The organism is Cellulomonas xiejunii, assembly GCF_024508315.1.
GTDB classification, from domain to species: domain Bacteria; phylum Actinomycetota; class Actinomycetes; order Actinomycetales; family Cellulomonadaceae; genus Cellulomonas; species Cellulomonas xiejunii.
In genome coordinates this window covers 1,448,389-1,467,210 of sequence record NZ_CP101987.1, presented here as the reverse complement: position 1 = coordinate 1,467,210, position 18,822 = coordinate 1,448,389, and the positions used below count along the sequence as shown (strand labels likewise).

At 74.7% G+C, this 18,822-nt stretch carries 15 protein-coding genes and 2 tRNA genes; 6 read left to right on the top strand and 11 right to left on the bottom strand.

Annotation, left to right across the window (positions count from 1 at the left end):
- Positions 1-9 precede the first annotated feature (9 nt).
- From NP048_RS06760 to NP048_RS06735, 6 genes are all read right to left on the bottom strand, one after another.
- Entirely contained in the window at positions 10-1,659 is a 1,650-nt protein-coding gene (locus NP048_RS06760; RefSeq protein WP_227577441.1) for a GTPase, read from the bottom strand.
- On the bottom strand, positions 1,656-3,632 hold the full coding sequence (locus tag NP048_RS06755) for a dynamin family protein (RefSeq protein ID WP_227577440.1): 1,977 nt from the start codon (positions 3,630-3,632) through the stop codon (positions 1,656-1,658). Before NP048_RS06755 ends, NP048_RS06760 begins: the two co-directional genes overlap by 4 nt.
- 107 nt (positions 3,633-3,739) lie before the next feature.
- Positions 3,740-5,422, bottom strand: a complete 1,683-nt coding sequence (gene ettA / locus NP048_RS06750) for an energy-dependent translational throttle protein EttA (protein ID WP_227577439.1) — start codon at positions 5,420-5,422, stop codon at positions 3,740-3,742.
- A gap of 144 nt (positions 5,423-5,566) precedes the next feature.
- On the bottom strand, positions 5,567-6,190 hold the full coding sequence (locus NP048_RS06745) for a single-stranded DNA-binding protein (RefSeq protein WP_227577438.1): 624 nt from the start codon (positions 6,188-6,190) through the stop codon (positions 5,567-5,569).
- A gap of 162 nt (positions 6,191-6,352) precedes the next feature.
- Positions 6,353-7,927 carry a GTPase gene (locus NP048_RS06740; protein WP_227577437.1) on the bottom strand — a complete coding sequence of 525 codons (1,575 nt, stop codon included), beginning with the start codon at positions 7,925-7,927 and terminating at the stop codon, positions 6,353-6,355.
- Positions 7,924-9,603, bottom strand: a complete 1,680-nt coding sequence (locus NP048_RS06735) for a dynamin family protein (protein ID WP_227577436.1) — start codon at positions 9,601-9,603, stop codon at positions 7,924-7,926. Before NP048_RS06735 ends, NP048_RS06740 begins: the two co-directional genes overlap by 4 nt.
- Before the next feature lie 153 nt (positions 9,604-9,756).
- Here NP048_RS06735 and NP048_RS06730 point away from each other — a divergent pair.
- From NP048_RS06730 to NP048_RS06715, 4 genes are all read left to right on the top strand, one after another.
- Positions 9,757-9,829: transfer RNA gene (locus NP048_RS06730), tRNA-Arg, on the top strand.
- Positions 9,830-10,003: 174 nt separating this feature from the next.
- On the top strand, positions 10,004-11,356 hold the full coding sequence (locus NP048_RS06725) for a nicotinate phosphoribosyltransferase (RefSeq protein ID WP_227577435.1): 1,353 nt from the start codon (positions 10,004-10,006) through the stop codon (positions 11,354-11,356).
- Positions 11,353-11,949 carry an isochorismatase family protein gene (locus NP048_RS06720; RefSeq protein WP_227577434.1) on the top strand — a complete coding sequence of 199 codons (597 nt, stop codon included), beginning with the start codon at positions 11,353-11,355 and terminating at the stop codon, positions 11,947-11,949. Before NP048_RS06725 ends, NP048_RS06720 begins: the two co-directional genes overlap by 4 nt.
- Entirely contained in the window at positions 11,946-12,773 is an 828-nt protein-coding gene (locus tag NP048_RS06715) for an NUDIX hydrolase (protein WP_227577433.1), read from the top strand. The genes NP048_RS06720 and NP048_RS06715 overlap by 4 nt, the downstream gene beginning before the upstream one ends.
- Positions 12,774-12,807: 34 nt before the next feature.
- Here NP048_RS06715 and NP048_RS06710 read toward each other — a convergent pair whose 3' ends face one another.
- Complete coding sequence (locus NP048_RS06710) at positions 12,808-13,296, bottom strand: hypothetical protein (RefSeq protein WP_227577432.1); 489 nt, start codon at positions 13,294-13,296, stop codon at positions 12,808-12,810.
- 112 nt (positions 13,297-13,408) lie between these two features.
- Positions 13,409-14,920 carry a DUF2079 domain-containing protein gene (locus tag NP048_RS06705; RefSeq protein ID WP_227577431.1) on the bottom strand — a complete coding sequence of 504 codons (1,512 nt, stop codon included), beginning with the start codon at positions 14,918-14,920 and terminating at the stop codon, positions 13,409-13,411.
- Between the two features lie 446 nt (positions 14,921-15,366).
- Here NP048_RS06705 and NP048_RS06700 point away from each other — a divergent pair, with 446 nt between their 5' ends.
- Positions 15,367-15,669 (top strand): hypothetical protein, encoded by a 303-nt coding sequence (locus NP048_RS06700; protein WP_256769455.1) that lies wholly within the window; start codon positions 15,367-15,369, stop codon positions 15,667-15,669.
- 26 nt (positions 15,670-15,695) lie between these two features.
- Positions 15,696-16,385, top strand: coding sequence for an oligoribonuclease (orn, locus tag NP048_RS06695; protein WP_227577429.1), 690 nt, complete (start codon positions 15,696-15,698; stop codon positions 16,383-16,385).
- A 50-nt stretch (positions 16,386-16,435) separates the two neighbouring features.
- Here the strand turns inward: orn and NP048_RS06690 are convergent.
- The 3 genes from NP048_RS06690 to NP048_RS06680 all read right to left on the bottom strand — a co-directional run bounded on the left by NP048_RS06690 (position 16,436) and on the right by NP048_RS06680 (position 18,741).
- Positions 16,436-16,512, bottom strand: a tRNA-His gene (locus NP048_RS06690).
- A 149-nt stretch (positions 16,513-16,661) separates the two neighbouring features.
- A complete protein-coding gene (locus tag NP048_RS06685; protein ID WP_227577428.1) occupies positions 16,662-17,585 on the bottom strand; it encodes an ATP-grasp domain-containing protein in 924 nt (307 codons plus the stop codon).
- A gap of 112 nt (positions 17,586-17,697) precedes the next feature.
- On the bottom strand, positions 17,698-18,741 hold the full coding sequence (locus tag NP048_RS06680; protein ID WP_227577427.1) for an ABC transporter ATP-binding protein: 1,044 nt from the start codon (positions 18,739-18,741) through the stop codon (positions 17,698-17,700).
- Between the last annotated feature and the right edge of the window lie 81 nt (positions 18,742-18,822).

Below are 18,822 nucleotides of genomic sequence, written 5' to 3'. Positions count from 1 at the left end.
CGGCGGTCCTCAGCGGCCGGCGGCCCGCGCGGCCTGCCGACGGCACGCGGCCAGCGCGTCGGTCTGCGCCGCCAGCGGCGTCAGGACGAGCCGCTGCGCCACCTCCGCGACGGACGCCCGCAGCCGCCGCCGCGCCGCGCGGGCGCGGGCGCGGGCACCCAGCCTGCCGGCGAGCGCCCCCACCGCCGCGACGAGCAGACCGGCGAGGACGCCGCCGACCAGCAGGACCGTGGGCGCGGGCGCCGGGCCCCACACCGGGGTGACCGGGTCCGGCAGCTGCAGGTAGGCGAGCAGCGCGATCCCCGCGAGCCACAGGGCACCGGTGACCGCGGCGGCGAGCAGCAGCCACTGCAGGGCTCCCGCGACGCGCCACCACCAGACCGCGCGCTCGGGCAGCAGCGGCGTGCGCGCGACGGCGTGGTCGAGGGCGTCGGGCAGCGCGGCGGTGTCGAGGCGCGCGCGGGCCGCCAGCACCCAGGTGTCGGGGGCGCCGGCCAGCACGGCGTCCGCGTGGTCGCGCACGGCGGTCGCTGCCGTCGCCCGCTGCGCGGGCCCGGCCGGCGGCAACGACGTGCGGGTCACGTCCGCCTCGGCGGCGGACCGGGGTGCCAGGTGCAGCCGCCGCAGCGGGTCGGGGCGCAGTCGCGCCAACCAGCGCACCGGGGGCCAGCCGGTGTGCGCACCGGCGCGCCGCACCGCCGAGCGCCGCACGGCCGTCACCACGGTCGGCACGCCCGCCGCGTCCTCCAGCGCGTCGAGCAGCCGGTCGGTGGCGACGTCACGGCGACGTCCCCGCGGCTCCGGACCGCAGGCGTCGGCGACGCCCCGGGCCGCGGTGCGCAGATCGGCGCCGAAGCGCTGGTTCGTCGCCTCACGTCGCTCGACGGCCTGCGCGACCAGTGCCCGCAGGTCGTCGACACCGGCGCCCGTCCGTGCGGACGCGGCGAGGACCCGGGCACGCTCCAGGCCGTCGGCGGCGGCGAGCCGGCGCAGGTCGCCCAGGACGGAGTCGACGTCGCCCGCGCTGAGCCGGTCCGCCTGGTTCAGGACGAGCACGACGACGTCGTCGTGCCCCGCGAGCGGCCGGAGGTAGCGGTCGTGCAGCGCGGCGTCCGCGTACTTCTGCGGGTCGACCACCCAGACCAGCAGGTCGGCACGGGACACCAGCCGTTCGGCCCGCACGCGGTGCTCGACGACCACCGAGTCGTGGTCGGGCAGGTCCAGCAGCACCAGCCCGTCGGCCAGCCGGGCACCGCGGACGGCGGCCCCGGGCCGTTGCCCGCCGTCGGGGTGCGTGCCGGGCGGCCCGGCCGGCAGTGCGTGACGACGCCCGACCTCGAGCCAGTCGAGCAGCCGGGCAGGCCCGTCTCCGTCCGGGTCGTCACCGACGACGACGGCCAGGGGGTGGGACGTCGTCGGCCGCTGCACGCCCGTGCTGGCCAGGTCCGCGCCGACGAGCGCGTTGAAGAGCGACGACTTGCCCGAGCCGGTCGCACCCGCGAGCGCCACCACGGTGTGCTCGGCCGACAGCCCGGCGCGCTCGCGTACCCGAGCCAGCAGGTCGCGCGTCTGCGTGACCAGCGTCGCGGGCAACCGGCCGTCACCGGCGTCCAGCGCGGCGTCGAGCGCGGCGACGCGCTCATCGAGGGTCAGGCTCATGCGTCGTCCTGCGTCCCGCCGAGCAGTCGCCGCCAGAACCCCGGGCGCCGGGTGTCGGGCTCCTCGCGGTCCGCCCCGCGCGGTACGTCGCGTCGCGGGCCCGGCGCACCGGTGGACGTCCCTGCACCGCGCAGCGCGTTGCTCACTGCGGGCGCCGAGCCGGGGACAGCCTCCGAGCGCACCGACCGCTCGGCGCTCGCCGCCCGCTCGACATCCCGACCTGCGGCGCGCAGCGCGGCCCCGTCGACGTCGGCGGAGCCGAGTGCGTCGAGCTGCGCGGTGTACCGCTCGGCCTCCTGAGCGAGCACACCGTCGACGCGTGCGTCGAGGCGCTCGCGCGCGTAGGTGGTCAGCCGACGGACCGCGTCGTCGCCGAAGACCGCCTCGAGGAGCTTCTGCGCGACGAGTGCGGTGCCGCCGGCGATGCCCACCTCGATGCCCGTCAGACCGCCCGTCGACGCGAAGGCGAGCACCATGAGGCTCACGCCGGCGGCGTTGACGCCGAACGACAGGTAGCGGGCGGTCCCCCGCCGTGACTCGCCCTGCTCCCGCACGAGCTCCAGCACGTCCGACTGCCACCCGCGCACCTGCGCGTCGACCTCGGCCCGCAGCGTCGTCGACGCGCGCGCCAGGTCCAGCCCGGGCAGCAGCGCGGCACCCGCGGGGTCACCGCGCCACGCCGCGTGCGTGCGCTCGGCGGCGGCGTCCGAGGCGTCGAGCACGACGGCGGTGAGCCCGTGCGCGATCGCCTGCTCGACGCGGGGCGCCTGCGCCGGCGTGCCGCGGAAGAACGCAGTGACCGCGTCACGCACCCGGCCGACACCGTGCTCGACCGAACGCAGCAGCTCCCCGGTGCCGACGAACTCCTGCCAGCGGGCCAGGACCTCGCCGCGCAGCATCGCCCCGTCGGACGTCGCCAGCTGCACGTGCGTCGCGGCGTCGGCGTAGGCGCCCGCCACCACCGCACGGAGCCGACGGTCGGTTGCGGCCTGCACGTCCGCAGCGTCGGCGAGCACCTGCGCGCGCCGGGCCAGGTCGTCGACGACGCCGTCCCGGGTGGCCAGAGCGACCGCCTCCCGTGCGGGCGCGTCCGCCCCCAGCGCCGTGAGCCACGTCGCGACGTCGGACACGGCCGACTCGGGCAGCAGCCCGTCGACCAGCGGGGACTCGGGGACGAGGAACAGCCGCGCGTCCGGCAGGCCGTTCTCGTCCATCATGCGTCGCAGGTCGGCGGCGACCTCCTCGGTCCCCGGGTCGACGCGGTCGACGACGAGTGCGACCTGCGCGTGCCGCTGCGCTGCCCGGAGCAGCAGGTCCCAGGGGACGGCGTCGGCGTACCGCGCGGCGGTCGTGACGAACAGCCACAGGTCGGCCGCGTCGAGCAGCTGCGCGGCGAGACGCCGGTTGGCGACGTCGACCGAGTCGACGTCGGGCGCGTCGAGCAGCGCGAGCCCGCGCGGCAGCGCCGGCGACGCGACGAGGCGCAGGGCCCGCGCGGGATCGGCGACGCCGCTGCCGGCCGGTGCATCGGCCGTCACCGGCGCGGCGGTGAGACGTGCCAGGCCTGGCAGGACACGGTCCGTCGAGTACCAGCGCTCGTCGAGCGGGTGATGCACGAGGACGGGGGCCCGGGTGGTGGGGCGCAGCACGCCGGGTGCCGACACCTGCACCCCCAGGAGCGAGTTGACGAGGGTCGACTTGCCGGCGCCCGTGGACCCGCCGACGACGACGAGCAGCGGGGCCGAGCGTGCGCGCAGGCGTGGCAGCAGGTAGTCGTCGAGCTGCGCGAGCGCGGCCGCCCGGTCGGCACGCGCCTCGGCGACGCCGGGCGCCTCGAGCGGGAGCGCGAGCGTCGCGAGCCGCTGCTGCAGGCGTTCGAGCGCGTCGAGCAGGCCGCTCACCGCTCCGTCGGACGTCCCGGACGGGCCGCTGACCTCGGACTCCACCGTGTCGTCGACCTCGGGCTCCGTCATGCCCGTCAGTCTGCCCGACCGGCAGCCCGGGCACCTGTCGACCTGTCCCCCGGACGGACGACGGCCCGGACGAGGGTGCTCGTCCGGGCCGTCGACGGCAGGTCGTGTCAGTCGCGCCGCAGCTTGCGGTACGTCACGCGGTGCGGACGCGCGGCCTCGGGCCCCAGGCGCTGCACCTTGTTCTCCTCGTACGAGGCGAAGTTGCCCTCGAACCAGTACCAGTTGCCCGGGTTCTCCTCCGTGCCCTCGTACGCGAGGATGTGGGTCGCGACGCGGTCGAGGAACCACCGGTCGTGGGAGACGACGACCGCGCAGCCGGGGAACTCGAGCAGCGCGTTCTCCAGCGAGCCGAGGGTCTCGACGTCGAGGTCGTTGGTCGGCTCGTCGAGCAGCAGCAGGTTGCCGCCCTGCTTCAGGGTGAGCGCGAGGTTGAGGCGGTTGCGCTCACCACCGGACAGCACCCCCGCGGGCTTCTGCTGGTCCGGCCCCTTGAACCCGAACGCCGCGACGTACGCGCGCGACGGCATCTCGACGTTGCCGACCTTGAGGAAGTCCAGCCCGTCGGACACGACCTCGAACAGCGTCTTCTTCGGGTCGATGCCCCCGCGGGACTGGTCGACGTACGAGATCGAGACCGTCTCTCCGACCTTGAGGTCACCGCCGTCGAGCGGCTCGAGACCCACGATCGTCTTGAACAGCGTGGTCTTGCCGACGCCGTTCGGGCCGATGACGCCGACGATGCCGTTGCGCGGCAGCGTGAAGCTCAGCCCGTCGATGAGGGTGCGACCGTCGAAGCCCTTCTGCAGGTTCGACGCCTCGAGAACGATCGAGCCGAGGCGCGGGCCCGGCGGGATCTGGATCTCCTCGAAGTCGAGCTTGCGCGTGCGGTCCGCCTCGGCGGCCATCTCCTCGTAGCGCGCGAGTCGCGACTTGGACTTGGTCTGACGGCCCTTGGCGTTGGACCGCACCCACTCCAGCTCGTCCTTGAGTCGCTTGGCGAGCTTCGCGTCCTTCTTGCCCTGGATGGCGAGGCGCTCGCCCTTCTTCTCCAGGTACGTCGAGTAGTTGCCCTCGTACGGGTACAGGCGGCCGCGGTCGACCTCGCAGATCCACTCAGCGACGTGGTCGAGGAAGTACCGGTCGTGGGTGACGGCGAGGATGGCGCCCGGGTAGTCCTTGAGGTGCGCCTCCAGCCACAGCACGCTCTCGGCGTCGAGGTGGTTGGTGGGCTCGTCGAGGAGCAGCAGGTCGGGCTTCTCCAGGAGCAGCTTGCACAACGCGACCCGGCGGCGCTCGCCGCCCGAGAGCACGGTGACGTCCGCGTCCGGCGGCGGGCACCGCAGCGCGTCCATCGCCTGCTCGAGCTGGGCGTCGAGGTCCCACGCGTCGGCGGCGTCGATGGCCTCCTGCAGCTGGCCCATCTCGGCCAGCAGCGTGTCGAAGTCGGCGTCGGGGTCGGCCATGAGGGCGGAGATCTCGTTGTAGCGGTCGAGCTTGCCCTTGATCTCGGCGACGCCCTCCTCGACGTTGCCGAGGACCGTCTTCTCCTCGTTCAGCGGCGGCTCCTGCTGCAGGATGCCGACGGTGTATCCCGGCGACAGCCGGGCCTCGCCGTTCGACGGCTGGTCGAGCCCGGCCATGATCTTGAGGATCGTGGACTTGCCCGCGCCGTTGGGGCCGACGACGCCGATCTTCGCGCCGGGCAGGAAGTTGAGGGAGACGTCGTCGAGGATGACCTTGTCGCCGTGCGCCTTGCGCGCCTTGTACATGCTGTAGATGAACTCAGCCACTGAGTGCTCGTCCGCTCCTCGTAGGTTCTGGTGGTGCCGCGAAGCCGGGGCGCGCGGCCCCTGGACGCACGGGAGTGCGTGCAGGGAGTCGCGCTGTCACGGCCCGGCCGCGGGCGCCGGGTGCCGATCCACCAGCCTAGGCGATCACCCGCGTCCGGCCAGCGCCCGTTCGGACACTGATCCGGGCGCGGCCGCACCGCCGAGGTCGCAGGCACTCTCGCCCGCCGCCACGTCCGACTCGTCCGCGGGCGGCTCGTCGCCCGCGGGCGGGGCGTCGGCGGTGGAGGCCCACGGGTCGTCGACGTGTACGGGCCCGGGACCGGGTGCCTCGGCGAGACCGCCGACGTCGTCGGGGAGGGCGTCGGCGTGGTCGTCGCGGGCGCGCCGCGGTCCCGACAGCGTCCGACGGAACTTGGTGGTGCCGAAGCTCAGGTCGTGCCCCACGGCGAGCGCCTCGAGCACCAGCTCGGAGCGCGGCGCCCCGTCCTGCGCCACCCACTCCGACTGCCCCAGACGCCCCACGACGACCACGGGGTCACCCTTGGCGAGCGACGCGTCGAGGTTGACCGCCGCGGCCCGCCACGCCTTGACCGTGAACCACAGCGTCGGTCCGTCGCGGAAGGCCCCGGACTGCCGGTCGAGCACGCGGCGCGTCGACGCGAGCCGGAACTGCGCGTACGGCACTCCCCCGACCCCGTCGAGGTGGTACGTGCGCAGGTTGGAGCCGACCCATCCGACGACCGTCACGTCCTGGGTGTGCGTTCCCATCGTGGTCCCCTGTCTGCTGTGGCCCCACGTGCGCGGGGCGTCGAGCCGCCATCGTCGACCGCGGAGCGGTCGGCGCAGGGTGCCGGAGGACACATCGGTGGACGAGGTCGCTGAGCGCCGGGGCTGTGGTCGGCTCGCGCCAGCAGCGGTCCGCGGCGGGCCTCAGCTGTCGCCGAGCGCCCGCGCCGCGAGCTCGCGGGCGTGCCGGTGCTCGGCCAGCACGTCCTGGGTCGGTGCCAGGAGGCGGCCGCGCGCCGCCGACTCGATCGCCGCCCGGCCGTCGGCGACGACACGTGCACCACGCGCACGGGCTGCACGGCGCCGCACGACCGTCGACGCCGCGAGCAGGAGCACGGCGAGCCCGAGGAGCCCTGCGACCACCGACGTCGCCGGCAGCCACGGAACCGCGGCACCGAGGCCGTCCGCCAGCAGGAGCCCCGCACCGACGAGCCCCGCGACCCCGGCCACCGCCGCGAGCAGGAGCAGCACGACCGCGGCACGGGAGCGACGGGCGGCGAGCGGGACGTGCGCGAGCGCGTCGGTCACCGCCAGCCGCAGCTCGGCCGTCGTCGCGACGCGCGAGCGCAGGTCGGCCGCCCAGGGCTGCGGCAGCCCCTGCGTGACGCTCGAGAGCCACGACGCCCGCGCGAGCCCGACACCGTCGGCGTGCACCTCGCCGAGCCGCGGAGGTGTGCCCGCGCCACCGCGCACGGCGGCCGCGACCGCGTCACCGACGGCGGTCAGTCCCGCCGCTGCGGACAGCCGGTCCACGACCACGCCGATCGCCAGCGCGCTCGGCGCGGGTTCGCGCGCCGCCGTCTGCGACTGGACGAGGCGCGCGGCGTCGGCGATCTCCGCGTCCGCGTGCACGGCGGCGACCGACCGGCGGTCGACGGCGTCGGCGAGCGCTTCGCGCAACCCGGCCACACCCTCTCCCGTCACGGTCGACACCTCGTGGACCTCCACGTCCGGCAGCCCGTCCTCGACGAGCAGCCGCCGGACGTCCTGGACGAGGTCGCCGCGCACGGCGGGCGGCACGGTGTCGACCTGGTTGAGGACGAGCAGCATCGACGCGTCGCGACCCGTCATGCCGCGCAGGTAGCCGGCGTGCAGGGCGTTGTCGGCGTACTTCTGCGGGTCGACGACCCAGATGAGCAGGTCGACCTGCGGCAGGACCCGGTCGACGACCTCGCGGTGCTCGGGGGCGATCGAGTCGTGGTCGGGCAGGTCGAGCAAAACCAGGCCGCGCAGGCCGGCCTCGCTGTCCCCGTCGAGCAGGCTCTCACGCTCGATGCGGTCCTCCGGCTCGACGCCGATCCAGTCCAGCAGCGGCCCGCCGTCGGAGCCCCACACGCACGCGGTGACGCGCGAGGTGGTCGGCCGGCGCACGCCCACGTCGGCGAACTTCAGTCCGCTGACCGCGTTGAAGAGGCTCGACTTGCCGGACCCCGTGCCCCCGGCGAGCGCGACGACGGTGTGGTCCACGCCCAGCGCGAGACGCTCCCGGACGCGGTCGATCGTCGCGGCGACGCGGACCATCACGGCGGGGTCGAACCGCGTCCCGCCGACTGCGAGCGCACCGTCGAGCGCGTCGACCCGCTCGTCGAGCGCGGCCGTGGTCGCGCCGCGAACGGCCCCACCGGTCGAGGCGCTGGGCTCGACACCGACGTCGCGCGTGGGGCCCTCGTCGCCGGCGGCGACGGGGATCGTCGTGGTGCTCGACGGGTCGTCGCTCATGTCAGCCCCTTGAGGACGGCGAGGCGCAGCCGCAGGCGCGACGAGGCGTCGGCTGCGAGGTCCGGGTCGTCGAGCGTGCGGTCCGCGATCGTCCGCTCGAGGTCCACCTGCGCACGCGCACGGCGCACCAGGTCCTCCCGCAGCGCCGACACGACGTCGTCACCCGCGGAGCCCAGGAGCGTGCGGACCGCCGAGGCCGCCTCGTCCAGTCCGGCCGCGGCGGCGAGCGCCAGAGCGGTCAGCGCCTCTTCACCGACGGCCTTGCCGACCTGCGCGCGGCGGCGCGAGTCCGCTGCGCTGCCTGCCAGCGCGACCCGTACGAGGCGGGCGCCCTCACCGGTCCAGGCGCGCGCGGCACGCTCGGCGGCCGCGGCGCGCGACGCCTCACCGTCCGGCCAGCGTTCGAGCACCGACGCGCCACCGGGAGGTGCCGACGGGCCGGTGAGGGCCGCTCGCAGCGCTGCGTTCGCCCGGTGCCCGACGGCGGTGAGCACGGAGGTCGTCGACTCGGTGAGGTCACTCACCAGCGGCGCGACGGCGGCGCCGCGAGCACGTGCCGTGCGGCCGGAGCCGCGGACGCGTCCCGAGCGGCCCACGAGCCGGGCGAACGGCGCACCCTTGGCCACCAGCTGCGCCCAGCGGGCCCGCACCGCCCCGTCGGCCACCGCACCGGCGCGGATCGTCTCCGCGGCCGCGTCGCCGGGCGCCGCCGTCGCCTCGTCGAGCGTCTGACCGATGCGCTCTGCCGCGTCCGCCTGGTCCTGCACGGCCTCCGCGAGCTCGTCGACCCACGGGCGCAGCGCGCTGAGCGCACCACGCAGCGTGCGGGCGACCACCGTGCGCGCACGGTCCGGCCCGGCGAGCATGGTCAGCCACCGCAGGACGGGAGCGACGACGGCGGGCGTCAGGGGGCCGGAGTGCGGACCGACGTCCGGGATGACGAAGAGCGGCGACCCCGCCAGCCCGTGCGCGCGCAGCCGGTCGAGCAGGTCACCGCGGACGGTCGGCATCGAGGCGACCGGCACGCGGTTGAGCACCATGGCGACGGACGTGCTGCGCTCGACGGCCGACCGGAGCACCTGCCACGGCAGCGCGTCGCCGTACCGGGACGCGGTCGTGACGAAGAGCCACAGGTCCGCCGCCTCGAGCAGCCGGTGGGCGGTGTCCCGGTTGGCGTCGAGGACGGAGTCCAGGTCGGGGGCGTCGAGGATCGCGATGCCGCGCGGCACGGTGTCGACCGCGACGGCCTGGACCTCGTCGAGCACCGGGTGGTGCGACAGCAGGTCGGTGTCGAGGGGGTGGTGGACGAGCACGGGCTCACGCGTCGTCGGGCGCAGGACGCCCGCGGCGCTCACCTCACGTCCGACGAGCGAGTTCACGAGGGTCGACTTGCCCGCGCCCGTCGAGCCGGCGACCACGACGACGGCGGGTGCCGACAGCTCGGTCAGACGCGGCACGAGGTGCTCGTCGAGCTGGTCGACCAGGCGGCCGCGGGACGCCCGCGCCTCCTCGACGCCCTCGATCTCGAGGGGGAACGTCGTGGCCTCGACGTCGCGGCGCAGGTCGCGCACCGCGTCCAGCAGCGACGTCTGCGCGAGCGGCCGGGCCAGGATCTGCTGGGCATCCGACGGCTCGCCGAAGTCACCCGGCGCAGGCACTGACGTCTGCGCAGGCACGGTTCCAGGCTGCGCACTCACGGACCCATTGTCGGTCCCACATCTGACCAGGCCAAACGCGGCGCGCGGGTGACACGTCACGGGTCTGCCGCCGGAGGGCCCGCGGACACGCCGGAGGGCGGCCGGGGACCCCCACTACGCTGGTCACCACTGGCCCCCGTAGCTCAATGGATAGAGCAACGGCCTTCTAATCCGTAGGTTGCAGGTTCGAGTCCTGCCGGGGGCGCCGCACTGAAGCGCTGCTCCGCGCCGCGGGCGAGGGGCGCCGCTGGGAGCACGCGCCGACCCGGCGCCCTTCGCGCGACGGCACGGCGCACGCCCGCTCACACCGATCACTCTTTATGGTCAACTCGACCACCATCCCTGGCGCCGTGCGCCCGGAGGTGCAACAGTGGTCACCATGACCACAAGAACTCGACGGGACGTCCCCAGCACCGCGCTGCTGACCGACCACTACGAGCTCACGATGCTGCGCGCCGCCCTCGCCGACGGCACGGCCCACCACCGGGCGGTCTTCGAGGTGTTCGCCCGCCGCCTGCCCGAGGGGCGCCGGTACGGTGTCGTCGCCGGTCTGGGTCGCGTCGTCGAGGCGCTCGCGGACCTCCGGTTCGACGACGACCAGGTCGCCTGGCTGCGCGCGACAGGGGTCGTCGACGACCGCACCGCCGACCACCTGGCGACGTACGCGTTCACCGGCAGCATCGACGCCTACCGGGAGGGCGAGGTGTACTTCCCGCACAGCCCCGTGCTGACCGTGAGGGGCACGTTCGCGCAGTGCGTCGTCCTGGAGACGCTGATCCTGTCGATCCTCAACCACGACAGCGCCGTCGCGTCGGCCGCGGCGCGCATGGTCACCGCCGCCCGCGGCCGCACCCTCCTGGAGATGGGCAGCCGCCGCACCCACGAGCACGCCGCCGTCGCCGCCGCACGCGCCGCGTACATCGCCGGCTTCGACGCCACGAGCAACCTGGACGCCGGGTTCCGCTACGCGGTCCCCACCCGCGGCACGTCGGCGCACGCCTTCACCCTGGCGCACGTCGACGAGCCCGCGGCGTTCGTCTCCCAGGTCGCGACCCTCGGCGCGGGCACGAGCCTGCTCGTGGACACCTACGACACCGCCCAGGGGATCCGCAACGCCGTCGCCGCGGCCGGCACCCACCTGGGCGCCGTCCGCATCGACTCCGGCGACCTGGCCGACGAGGCGCGCCGGGCGCGCGCCCTGCTGGACTCCCTCGGCGCGACGTCCACCCGGATCGCCGTCACCTCCGACCTGGACGAGCACGCGATCGCCGCCCTCGCCGACGCACCCGTCGACACGTACGGCGCGGGCACACGGCTCGTCGGTGGGTCGGGGCACCCGACCGCCGGCATGGTCTACAAGCTCGTCGCGATCGCCGACGCGCCCGGCCCGCACGCGCCGCTGCGCCCCGTCGAGAAGACCGCCGCGGGCAAGGGCAGCATGGGCGGGCGCAAGATCGCCTACCGTGCACTGGACGACCAGGGCGGCGCGACCCGCGAGATCGTGGTGCGCCACCTGCCGGGCGCACCGGGAGCCGGACCGGGACGCGCGCTGCAGACCGCCGTGGTCCGCGACGGGCACGTCGTGCACGACCCGGGCCTGGCCGAGATCCGCGCGCACCACCGCGCAGCGAAGGCCGAGCTGACCGCCACCGACCTCGACCTCGCGCCGGGCACCCCCCGCCTGACCGCTGACCCGACCGACATCGGCAACCTGATGGGAGCCACAGCATGAAGAGCGCACTGATCGTCGTGGACGTGCAGAACGACTTCTGCGAGGGCGGTGCGCTGGCGGTCGCCGGCGGCGCCGACGTCGCGGCGCGCATCACCGACTACCTGCGCCGGCGCGGCGACCGGTACGACACGGTCGTCGCGACGCGCGACTGGCACGCCCCCCTGCCGGACACGAACGACGGCCACTTCGCCGCGGACGGCGACCCGGACTACGTGACCACGTGGCCCGTGCACTGCGTGGCAGGCACGCCCGGCGCCGAGTACCACCCGGACCTCGTGCTGCCGGAGCGCACCGTCCACGTCGTCAAGGGCGAGTCGCGGCAGGACTACTCGGGGTTCCAGGGGCGCATCGTCGACCCCCCCGACGACCGTCAGCTCGCGGGTCTCCTGCTCGCCCGGAACATCGCCTGCGTCGACGTCGTCGGGATCGCCACCGACTTCTGCGTCGCGGCGACCGCCGTGGACGCGCGGCGCGGCGGCGCGACCATCGTCACCGTCCTGACCGACCTCACGGCCGCGGTGTCGGCCCCGACCGCGATCAAGGCGCTGACCGACCTGACCGCCCGCAGGATCCGCCTCGAGGAGTCGCGGTGAGCGGCACCGACCCCGCCGGGCACGCAGCGCCCGAGGGCTACGACCCCGGCGACTACCCGCCGTTCGCCGTGACCGTGGACCTGGCGATCTTCACGGTGCGCGACGGCGCGCTCAAGGTCCTGCTCATCGAGCGCTCGGCGGACCCGTACGCGGGAGCGTGGGCCCTGCCCGGCGGGTTCGTCGACATCGACGAGGACATCGCCGACGCCGCGTGGCGCGAGCTCGCGGAGGAGACGGGCCTGACCCGCACGGACTGGCACCTCGAGCAGCTGCGCACGTACGGCACGCCCGGCCGGGACCCGCGGATGCGGGTGGTCTCGGTCGCACACGTCGCCTTCGCACCGGACCTCCCGGACCCGCAGGCGGGCTCGGACGCCCGCAACGCCCGCTGGTGGGACGTCGACGACCTCAACCTGCCGGGGCTGCGGGGCGGCAACCACGACAGCGACGTCGACGACGCGCCCGCGCTGGCGTTCGACCACGCGCGCGTCCTCGCCGACGCGTTCGACCGGGTCGCGGCCAAGATCGAGTACACCTCGCTCGCCACCGCGTTCTGCCCGCCGACGTTCACGCTCGGTGAGCTCCAGCACGTCTACGAGGCGGTGTGGGGCGTGCGGCTCGACCGCTCCAACTTCCGCAGGTGGGTGCAGCAGACCACCGGGCTGGTGCGCCCGGCGCCGACCGACGAGGTGCGGCCGCCTCAGGGGCGCGGGCGGCCCGCTGCGCTGTTCGAGGCCCGAACAGAGGGCGTCCGGACGCTCCACCCGCCGCTCCTGCGACCCGCCGACGCCCGGGCCCTGCGCACGGACCGAGCCGAGCCCTGACGCCGCATCGAGGACGCCCGCCCACGGCGGCGCGTCACGCGAACGCGAGGTAGAAGGCCAGGTGCAGCGCCAGCGGCACGTGCAGCGTGCCGAGCCGCGCGCGGACGACCGCGAGCGCCGCACCCAGCGCGGCGATCGCGAGTGCCGCGACCGGCTGGTCAGGACCGAACCTCTCGGGCAGCACCCAGGCGTGGCCGGCCCAGAAGGTGACTGCCACGACAGCGACCGTCCACGGCGTCGAGAGCACCCGGCCGACGTGGTGCTGCAGCAGGCCGAAGGTCAGGTACTGCTGCCACAGCACCGACACGGCCATCCAGGCCACGTACACGCCGACAGGCAGGGCCAGCCCGTAGTGGAAGGGCAGGGCGACCGCCAGCGCGGCGGGCAGCACGTAGGCCCAGCAGGCCCGCGACGGCGCCAGCAGTGAGCGGGTCACGCCGCGGTGCGCGACGGCGAGCGCCGCGAGCACGACGAGGGCGACGGCGCTCTCCACCAGCACGGAGGCAGCGTCATCGTCGGTCACCAGGCTCCCCGCACCGCGCGCGTGCAGGCCCGGGGTCAACCACCACAGGACCAGCCACGCAGCGCACGCAGCGACGACGGTGCCCACCGGCACCCGTCGGTCGGCGGCGAGGTCAGTCATCGAGCGCGGACGCGCCCACGACCCGCGCCACCTCGTACCCGTCCTGCGCGTGCACCAGCTCGAACGCCGCCTCCGGGTGCAGCATCTGCGCGACCTGCAGGACGTCGCCCCACTCCTGCGGCGTCCCACCGCCTTGCCGGTCGATCACCAGGTACTCCGGCACCGGGTTCTGGTTGCCCAGGTAGTACACGTCGGTCCGGTCGACGAGGTACGACATCAGCCCGATGTCCGACTCCACGACGGCGCCGTCCGGGATGACCGCCAGGGCGGCACGGGCGCCCTGCTCCCGAGGCGCACCGAAGTGCAGGCCCGGGTTCGTCAGCTGCCACAGGGGCAGCTGCGACATCAGCATCAGCGACGCCGTCAGCCCCACGATGGGCGCGTACCGGCTGTACCGCCGCAGCCAGCGCACCCGCCCGCGCCGCGCACGGTCGATGCCGTCGAGCATCGCCACGTACGCGATCGGCAGGAGCACGGCGCTGTAGTGCCACGTGGGCTCCCAGTAGCCCGGCTCGGCCGACAGGAACCGCCACCCCAGCGTGGGGGCGGCGAGGAGCACGAACGGCGAGCGCAGGGCGATCGCGCCGGTGACGATCACGAGCAGCCACAGCGTGTAGCCCTTGGCGGGTGCGTACAGCGCGAGGGGGTCGGACAGCGCCGCAGCCAGATCGAGCCTGGACCCGTACACCCACTCCCCGTCCGGGTTCAGCGACGGCAGCACCACGCGCGTCGCGAGCACGAACGCCCCGACACCCCACGCGGAGAGCCACAGCATGGCGGGCCGGCGCGAGCGCCACGCGAGGACCAGACCGAGCACGGCCGTCGTCAGGCCGAGGTCCTCCTTCACCAGGGCGAGCAGCGCGCCCGCCACGATCGTCGTGCGCCACTGCTCGCGCAGCACGCCCACGAGGGCGATCGCGAGCAGCGGGACCGCGAACGCGATCTCGTGGAACTGCGCCTCGACCGCGTACTGCAGACCCCAGCTCAGGCCCGCCGCGACGCCGACGAGCACGCCGACGACGCGTCCCAGCAGCGGGATCGCCGCACGGGTGATCACCGCGGCGGCGATCCCGAACAGCACGTTCTGCACGACGAGCAGCGTGAACGCGTGCGGGAAGACCGCGTACACCGGCCCCAGCAGCACGAGCAGCGGGTGGAAGTGGTCGCCGAGCAGGTGGTACTCGGGGCCCTTGATGTGGACGATCGGCGCTTCGAGGGCCGCGTAGCGTGACGCCAGCTGCGTGAAGATCCCCAGGTCCCACGACTTGACGACGAACGCCTGCCACTGAGCCAGCGAGTAGATCGTGTAGACGGCCGCCACCAGCAGCCCGACGGCCGCAGGCAGTGCCCAGGTCCGCACGACCCCGCGAGCCCGTTCGCGCCGGGACACCCGGGGTCCGTCGCCGTTCGTCGGGGCCGGGTCCGGGGTCGTCTGCTCGTCCGGTGCGACGACGACGACGTCCTCGTCCTCCTCGACCGGCGGCGCGGGCTCTCGCGACGTCACGTCACCTCCAGCGGGATGTGTCGGCGGGCGACCCACCGGTGGACGCCTGGAATCCTGCCACGGCCACCTCGGCGCCGGAAATGTGGTGACACGGCCGCAGCACCTCTGGTGCCCTGGAGGGACCCATCCACCACGAGCACACCCCCGCGAGAGGGTGCGCACCGTCATGTCCGCAGGAGGACACCATGCATCCACTCAGCACCTACGAGGTCCACCGCCGGGACCAGGTCGACCTGCTCCGCCGGTCGACGCGGCAGCCGGTGCGCGAGCCCGACCCCAGACCGCGGAGTGACGCCCACGGCCGGCCACCGGATCCGTCGGCACGGCAGGTGAGCGCCCGTCGCTCTTCCGCGGCGTCGGCGTGGGCACCCACGGCGTGAGCCGTGGCACCATGACCCCGTGCTCACGCCCGCCCGCGTCCCCGCCGCCGGCGGGCGTCGTGCGTGATGGGCCGCCACGACGGCCGCCCCGCGGCTCCCCGGGCGCCCTGGTACACCAGGGCGGGACGTGCTGCGCTGCGCTGGCTCGGCCGGGTGGCGCTCGGCGCACTGGCCGGCGGCATGGTCCTGGGCGCGACGCTGTGGGCGGGCACCTCGTGGGAGACCGCACGGGTGCTCGGGGCCGGAGCGGCCGTCCTCGTCGTGGCGGCGACGGCCCTGGCAGCGACGCTGCCCCCCGTGCCGGAGCCCTCCACCACCAGGGACGACGGGCCGAGGACACGCCCTCCCGGGTCGCGCCGCGACGGGTGACCCCCTGCGGGTCCTAGTCTGTCGACGTGACGAGCACCTCCGACGACGCACCCACCACCACGACCACCGCCGCCAACGGCGCCCAGTCCAGCACCGACCGCATCGTGTGGGTGGACTGCGAGATGACCGGGCTCGACCTGGTCCACGACGCCCTCGTCGAGGTCGCCGCCGTGGTCACCGACTCCGAGCTCAACGTCCTCGGCGAGGGGGTCGACGTCATCATCGCGCCACCGCCGGAGGCGCTCGCCCAGATGGGCGACTTCGTGCGCACCATGCACACGACGTCGGGCCTGCTGCCGGAGCTCGAGCGCGGCGTGACCCTCGCCGACGCGCAGGCCCAGGTGCTCGAGTACGTGCGCACGTGGGTCCCCGACCCCGGCAAGGCCCCGCTCGCGGGCAACTCGGTGGGGACCGACAAGGCCTTCCTCGAGCGAGACATGCCCGAGCTCGTCGGGCACCTGCACTACCGGATCGTGGACGTCTCCTCGATCAAGGAGCTCGCTCGCCGCTGGTACCCCCGCGTGTACTTCGCGTCCCCCGAGAAGAACGGCGGCCACCGCGCGCTCGCCGACATCCTCGAGAGCATCGACGAGCTGCGCTACTACCGGGCCGCCCTGATGCCGGCCGCACCCGGACCGGACTCCGCCCAGGCCCGCCGCATCGCGGCGGACGTCGTGTCCACGAGCGTCAAGCGGGGCCTGCTGCCCGGCGCCTGATCCCGCAAAGCCCGCAGGGCGCCGACCGAGGTCGACGCCCTGCGACTTGCTGGGGTGGCTAACGGGACTTGAACCCGCGACCCCCTGGACCACAACCAGGTGCTCTACCTAGCTGAGCTATAGCCACCGCGGTGCCGACCTCCGGTATCCCGAGGGAACCGACCGTCCTGCACCTGGTCCGACGCGTGCGCCGGGCCGACGATGAGTGTAGCGGGTGCCGCGCCGACCTTCGTCACGCATTCGCTCCCTGGCGCGGACGAGGATGTGCGAGACGCGTCACAGCCGTGCGACGACCGCGTCCGCGAACCGCTCGACCGCCCCGGGCGCGTGCTCGAAGAACAGCGACGGCTCCGCCAGCTCGACCTCCAGGACGACCGGGCGACCCTCGTCGTCCGGGATGAGGTCGACGCGCGTGTACAGCAGCGGGGAGCGGTCGGGGAAGACCTTGCCGAGCTCCTCGACGACGAGGTCGCTGACCGCCCGTTCCTGCTCGCTGGCGTCGCGCGCGGCCAGGACGCGCTCGCGGAAGAGCACGCCCTCCTTATCCCCCGCCCGGTACGGCCCCTCCAGCAGCGGCTCCTTGCGCACGGAGTGGCTGAACTCGCCGTCGACGTACACCAGCGCGCTCTCGCCCTGCGTGTCGACGCGGGTCAGGTACCGCTGCAGCATGACCCGTCGGCCCACCGCCAGCAGGTTCTTGGCGTGCGTGATGGCCAGCGACCGCGAAGGGGTCTGCCCCGCGTCATAGCGGCCGGTGTCGCGCGAGCCCGCGCTGACGGTCGGCTTGATGACGAAGTCCCCGAACGCGGGGAAGCGCGTGTGGATCGCACGCGCGTTGAGGTTGCGCTCGGGGTCGAGCCAGATCGTGGGGACGATCGGGATGCCCCGCTGCTCGAGGTCCCGCAGGTACGTCTTGTCGATGTTCCAGGCCACGACGTCGGCAGGGTTGAGCAGCTGCGACGTCCGCTCGACGCGACGCGTCCAGTCGGCGAACTGGGCAGGCCGGTCCGTGTAGTCCCAGGTCGACCGGATCAGGACGTGCGGGTAGGCGGACCAGTCCACCGTCGGGTCGTCCCAGACGACGACGTCCGTCGGGACGCCGCGCTCGGCGAGCGCGGTTCGCAGCGGGACGTCGTCCGGGTCGAGCTGGGGCAGCTGGGCGCACGTGGCGAGGGCAAGGCGTGCAGTGGGTTCGCTCACGCCTCGCACTGTACCCACGCCGCGTGACGCGTACGCTGCGCGCGCGTGACGGACGGGCGACGCGTCGCCGTCCGCGGGCGGCTGCGACACCCGGGGATGCTCCGCGGCGGGATCAGACCGGCCCGGGGTCGGCGGCCGTGAGACGGTGCAGCGCCCGGACGACGCTGCCGGCCGAGGCGAGCCCCACCGGCCGCCCCGACTCGTCGAGCACACCCACGGCCGTGCCGTCCGGGGCGTCGAGGGCGGCGGTCAGCGCCGCGACGACGTCACCGAGCTCGGCGCCCAGCCGCACGGTCCGCGAGGGCGCCGTCGCGGCCGGCCCGTCACGCCGGGGCAGGTCGTCGAGGTCGGCCGGCTCGAGCCTGCCGAGGGCGAGCAGACGGGCCGTCCGGCCACGTCCGACCAGGTCTGCGACCGCGGGGGACGCGGGCCGCGCGACGACCTCCAGCGGCGGCGCCAGCTGCTCGACGTGCGCGCCGCGACTCAGGACGACGACCCGGTCGGCCATGCGCACGGCCTCGTCGATGTCGTGCGTCACCATCATCACCGTCGTGCCCAGGTCGCGCTGCAACCGGATGAACTCCTGCTGCAGGCGGGCACGCCCCACCGGGTCGACGGCCCCGAACGGCTCGTCCATGAGCAGCACGGGCGGGTCCGTCGCGAGGGCCCGCGCCACGCCGACGCGCTGACGCTCCCCTCCCGACAGCTCGTGCGGCCACCGGCGGGCGTACTGCGCCGGCTCGAGCCCCACGAGCGTGAGCAGCTCGGCGACGCGGTCGCGCGTGCGGCGACGGTCCCATCCCAGCAACGCCGGCACGGTCGCCACGTTCTGCTCGACCGTGCGGTGCGGGAAGAGCCCGACGTTCTGGATGACGTACCCGATGCGGCGGCGCAGCGCGACGGGGTCGGCGTCGGTGACGTCCTCCTCGCCCAGCACGATGCGTCCCGCGGTCGGCTCGACGAGGCGGTTGGCCATCCGCAGCGTCGTGGACTTGCCGCACCCCGAGGGGCCGACGAGGACGAGCAGCTCGTGCTCGCGCACAGCGAGCGACAGGTCGTCGACCGCGACCGACCCGGCGTACTCCTTGCGCACGGACTCGAACCGGATGGCGACCGGGCGCTCGTCGGCACCTCCGGACGGCAAGTGCCCGGCCACGGTCCCGTCCTGTCGCGGTAGCGAGGTCGTCACGTTCAGCGACGCTAGCGGGCGCCACCGACAGCCGCGCGGCGGGCCGTC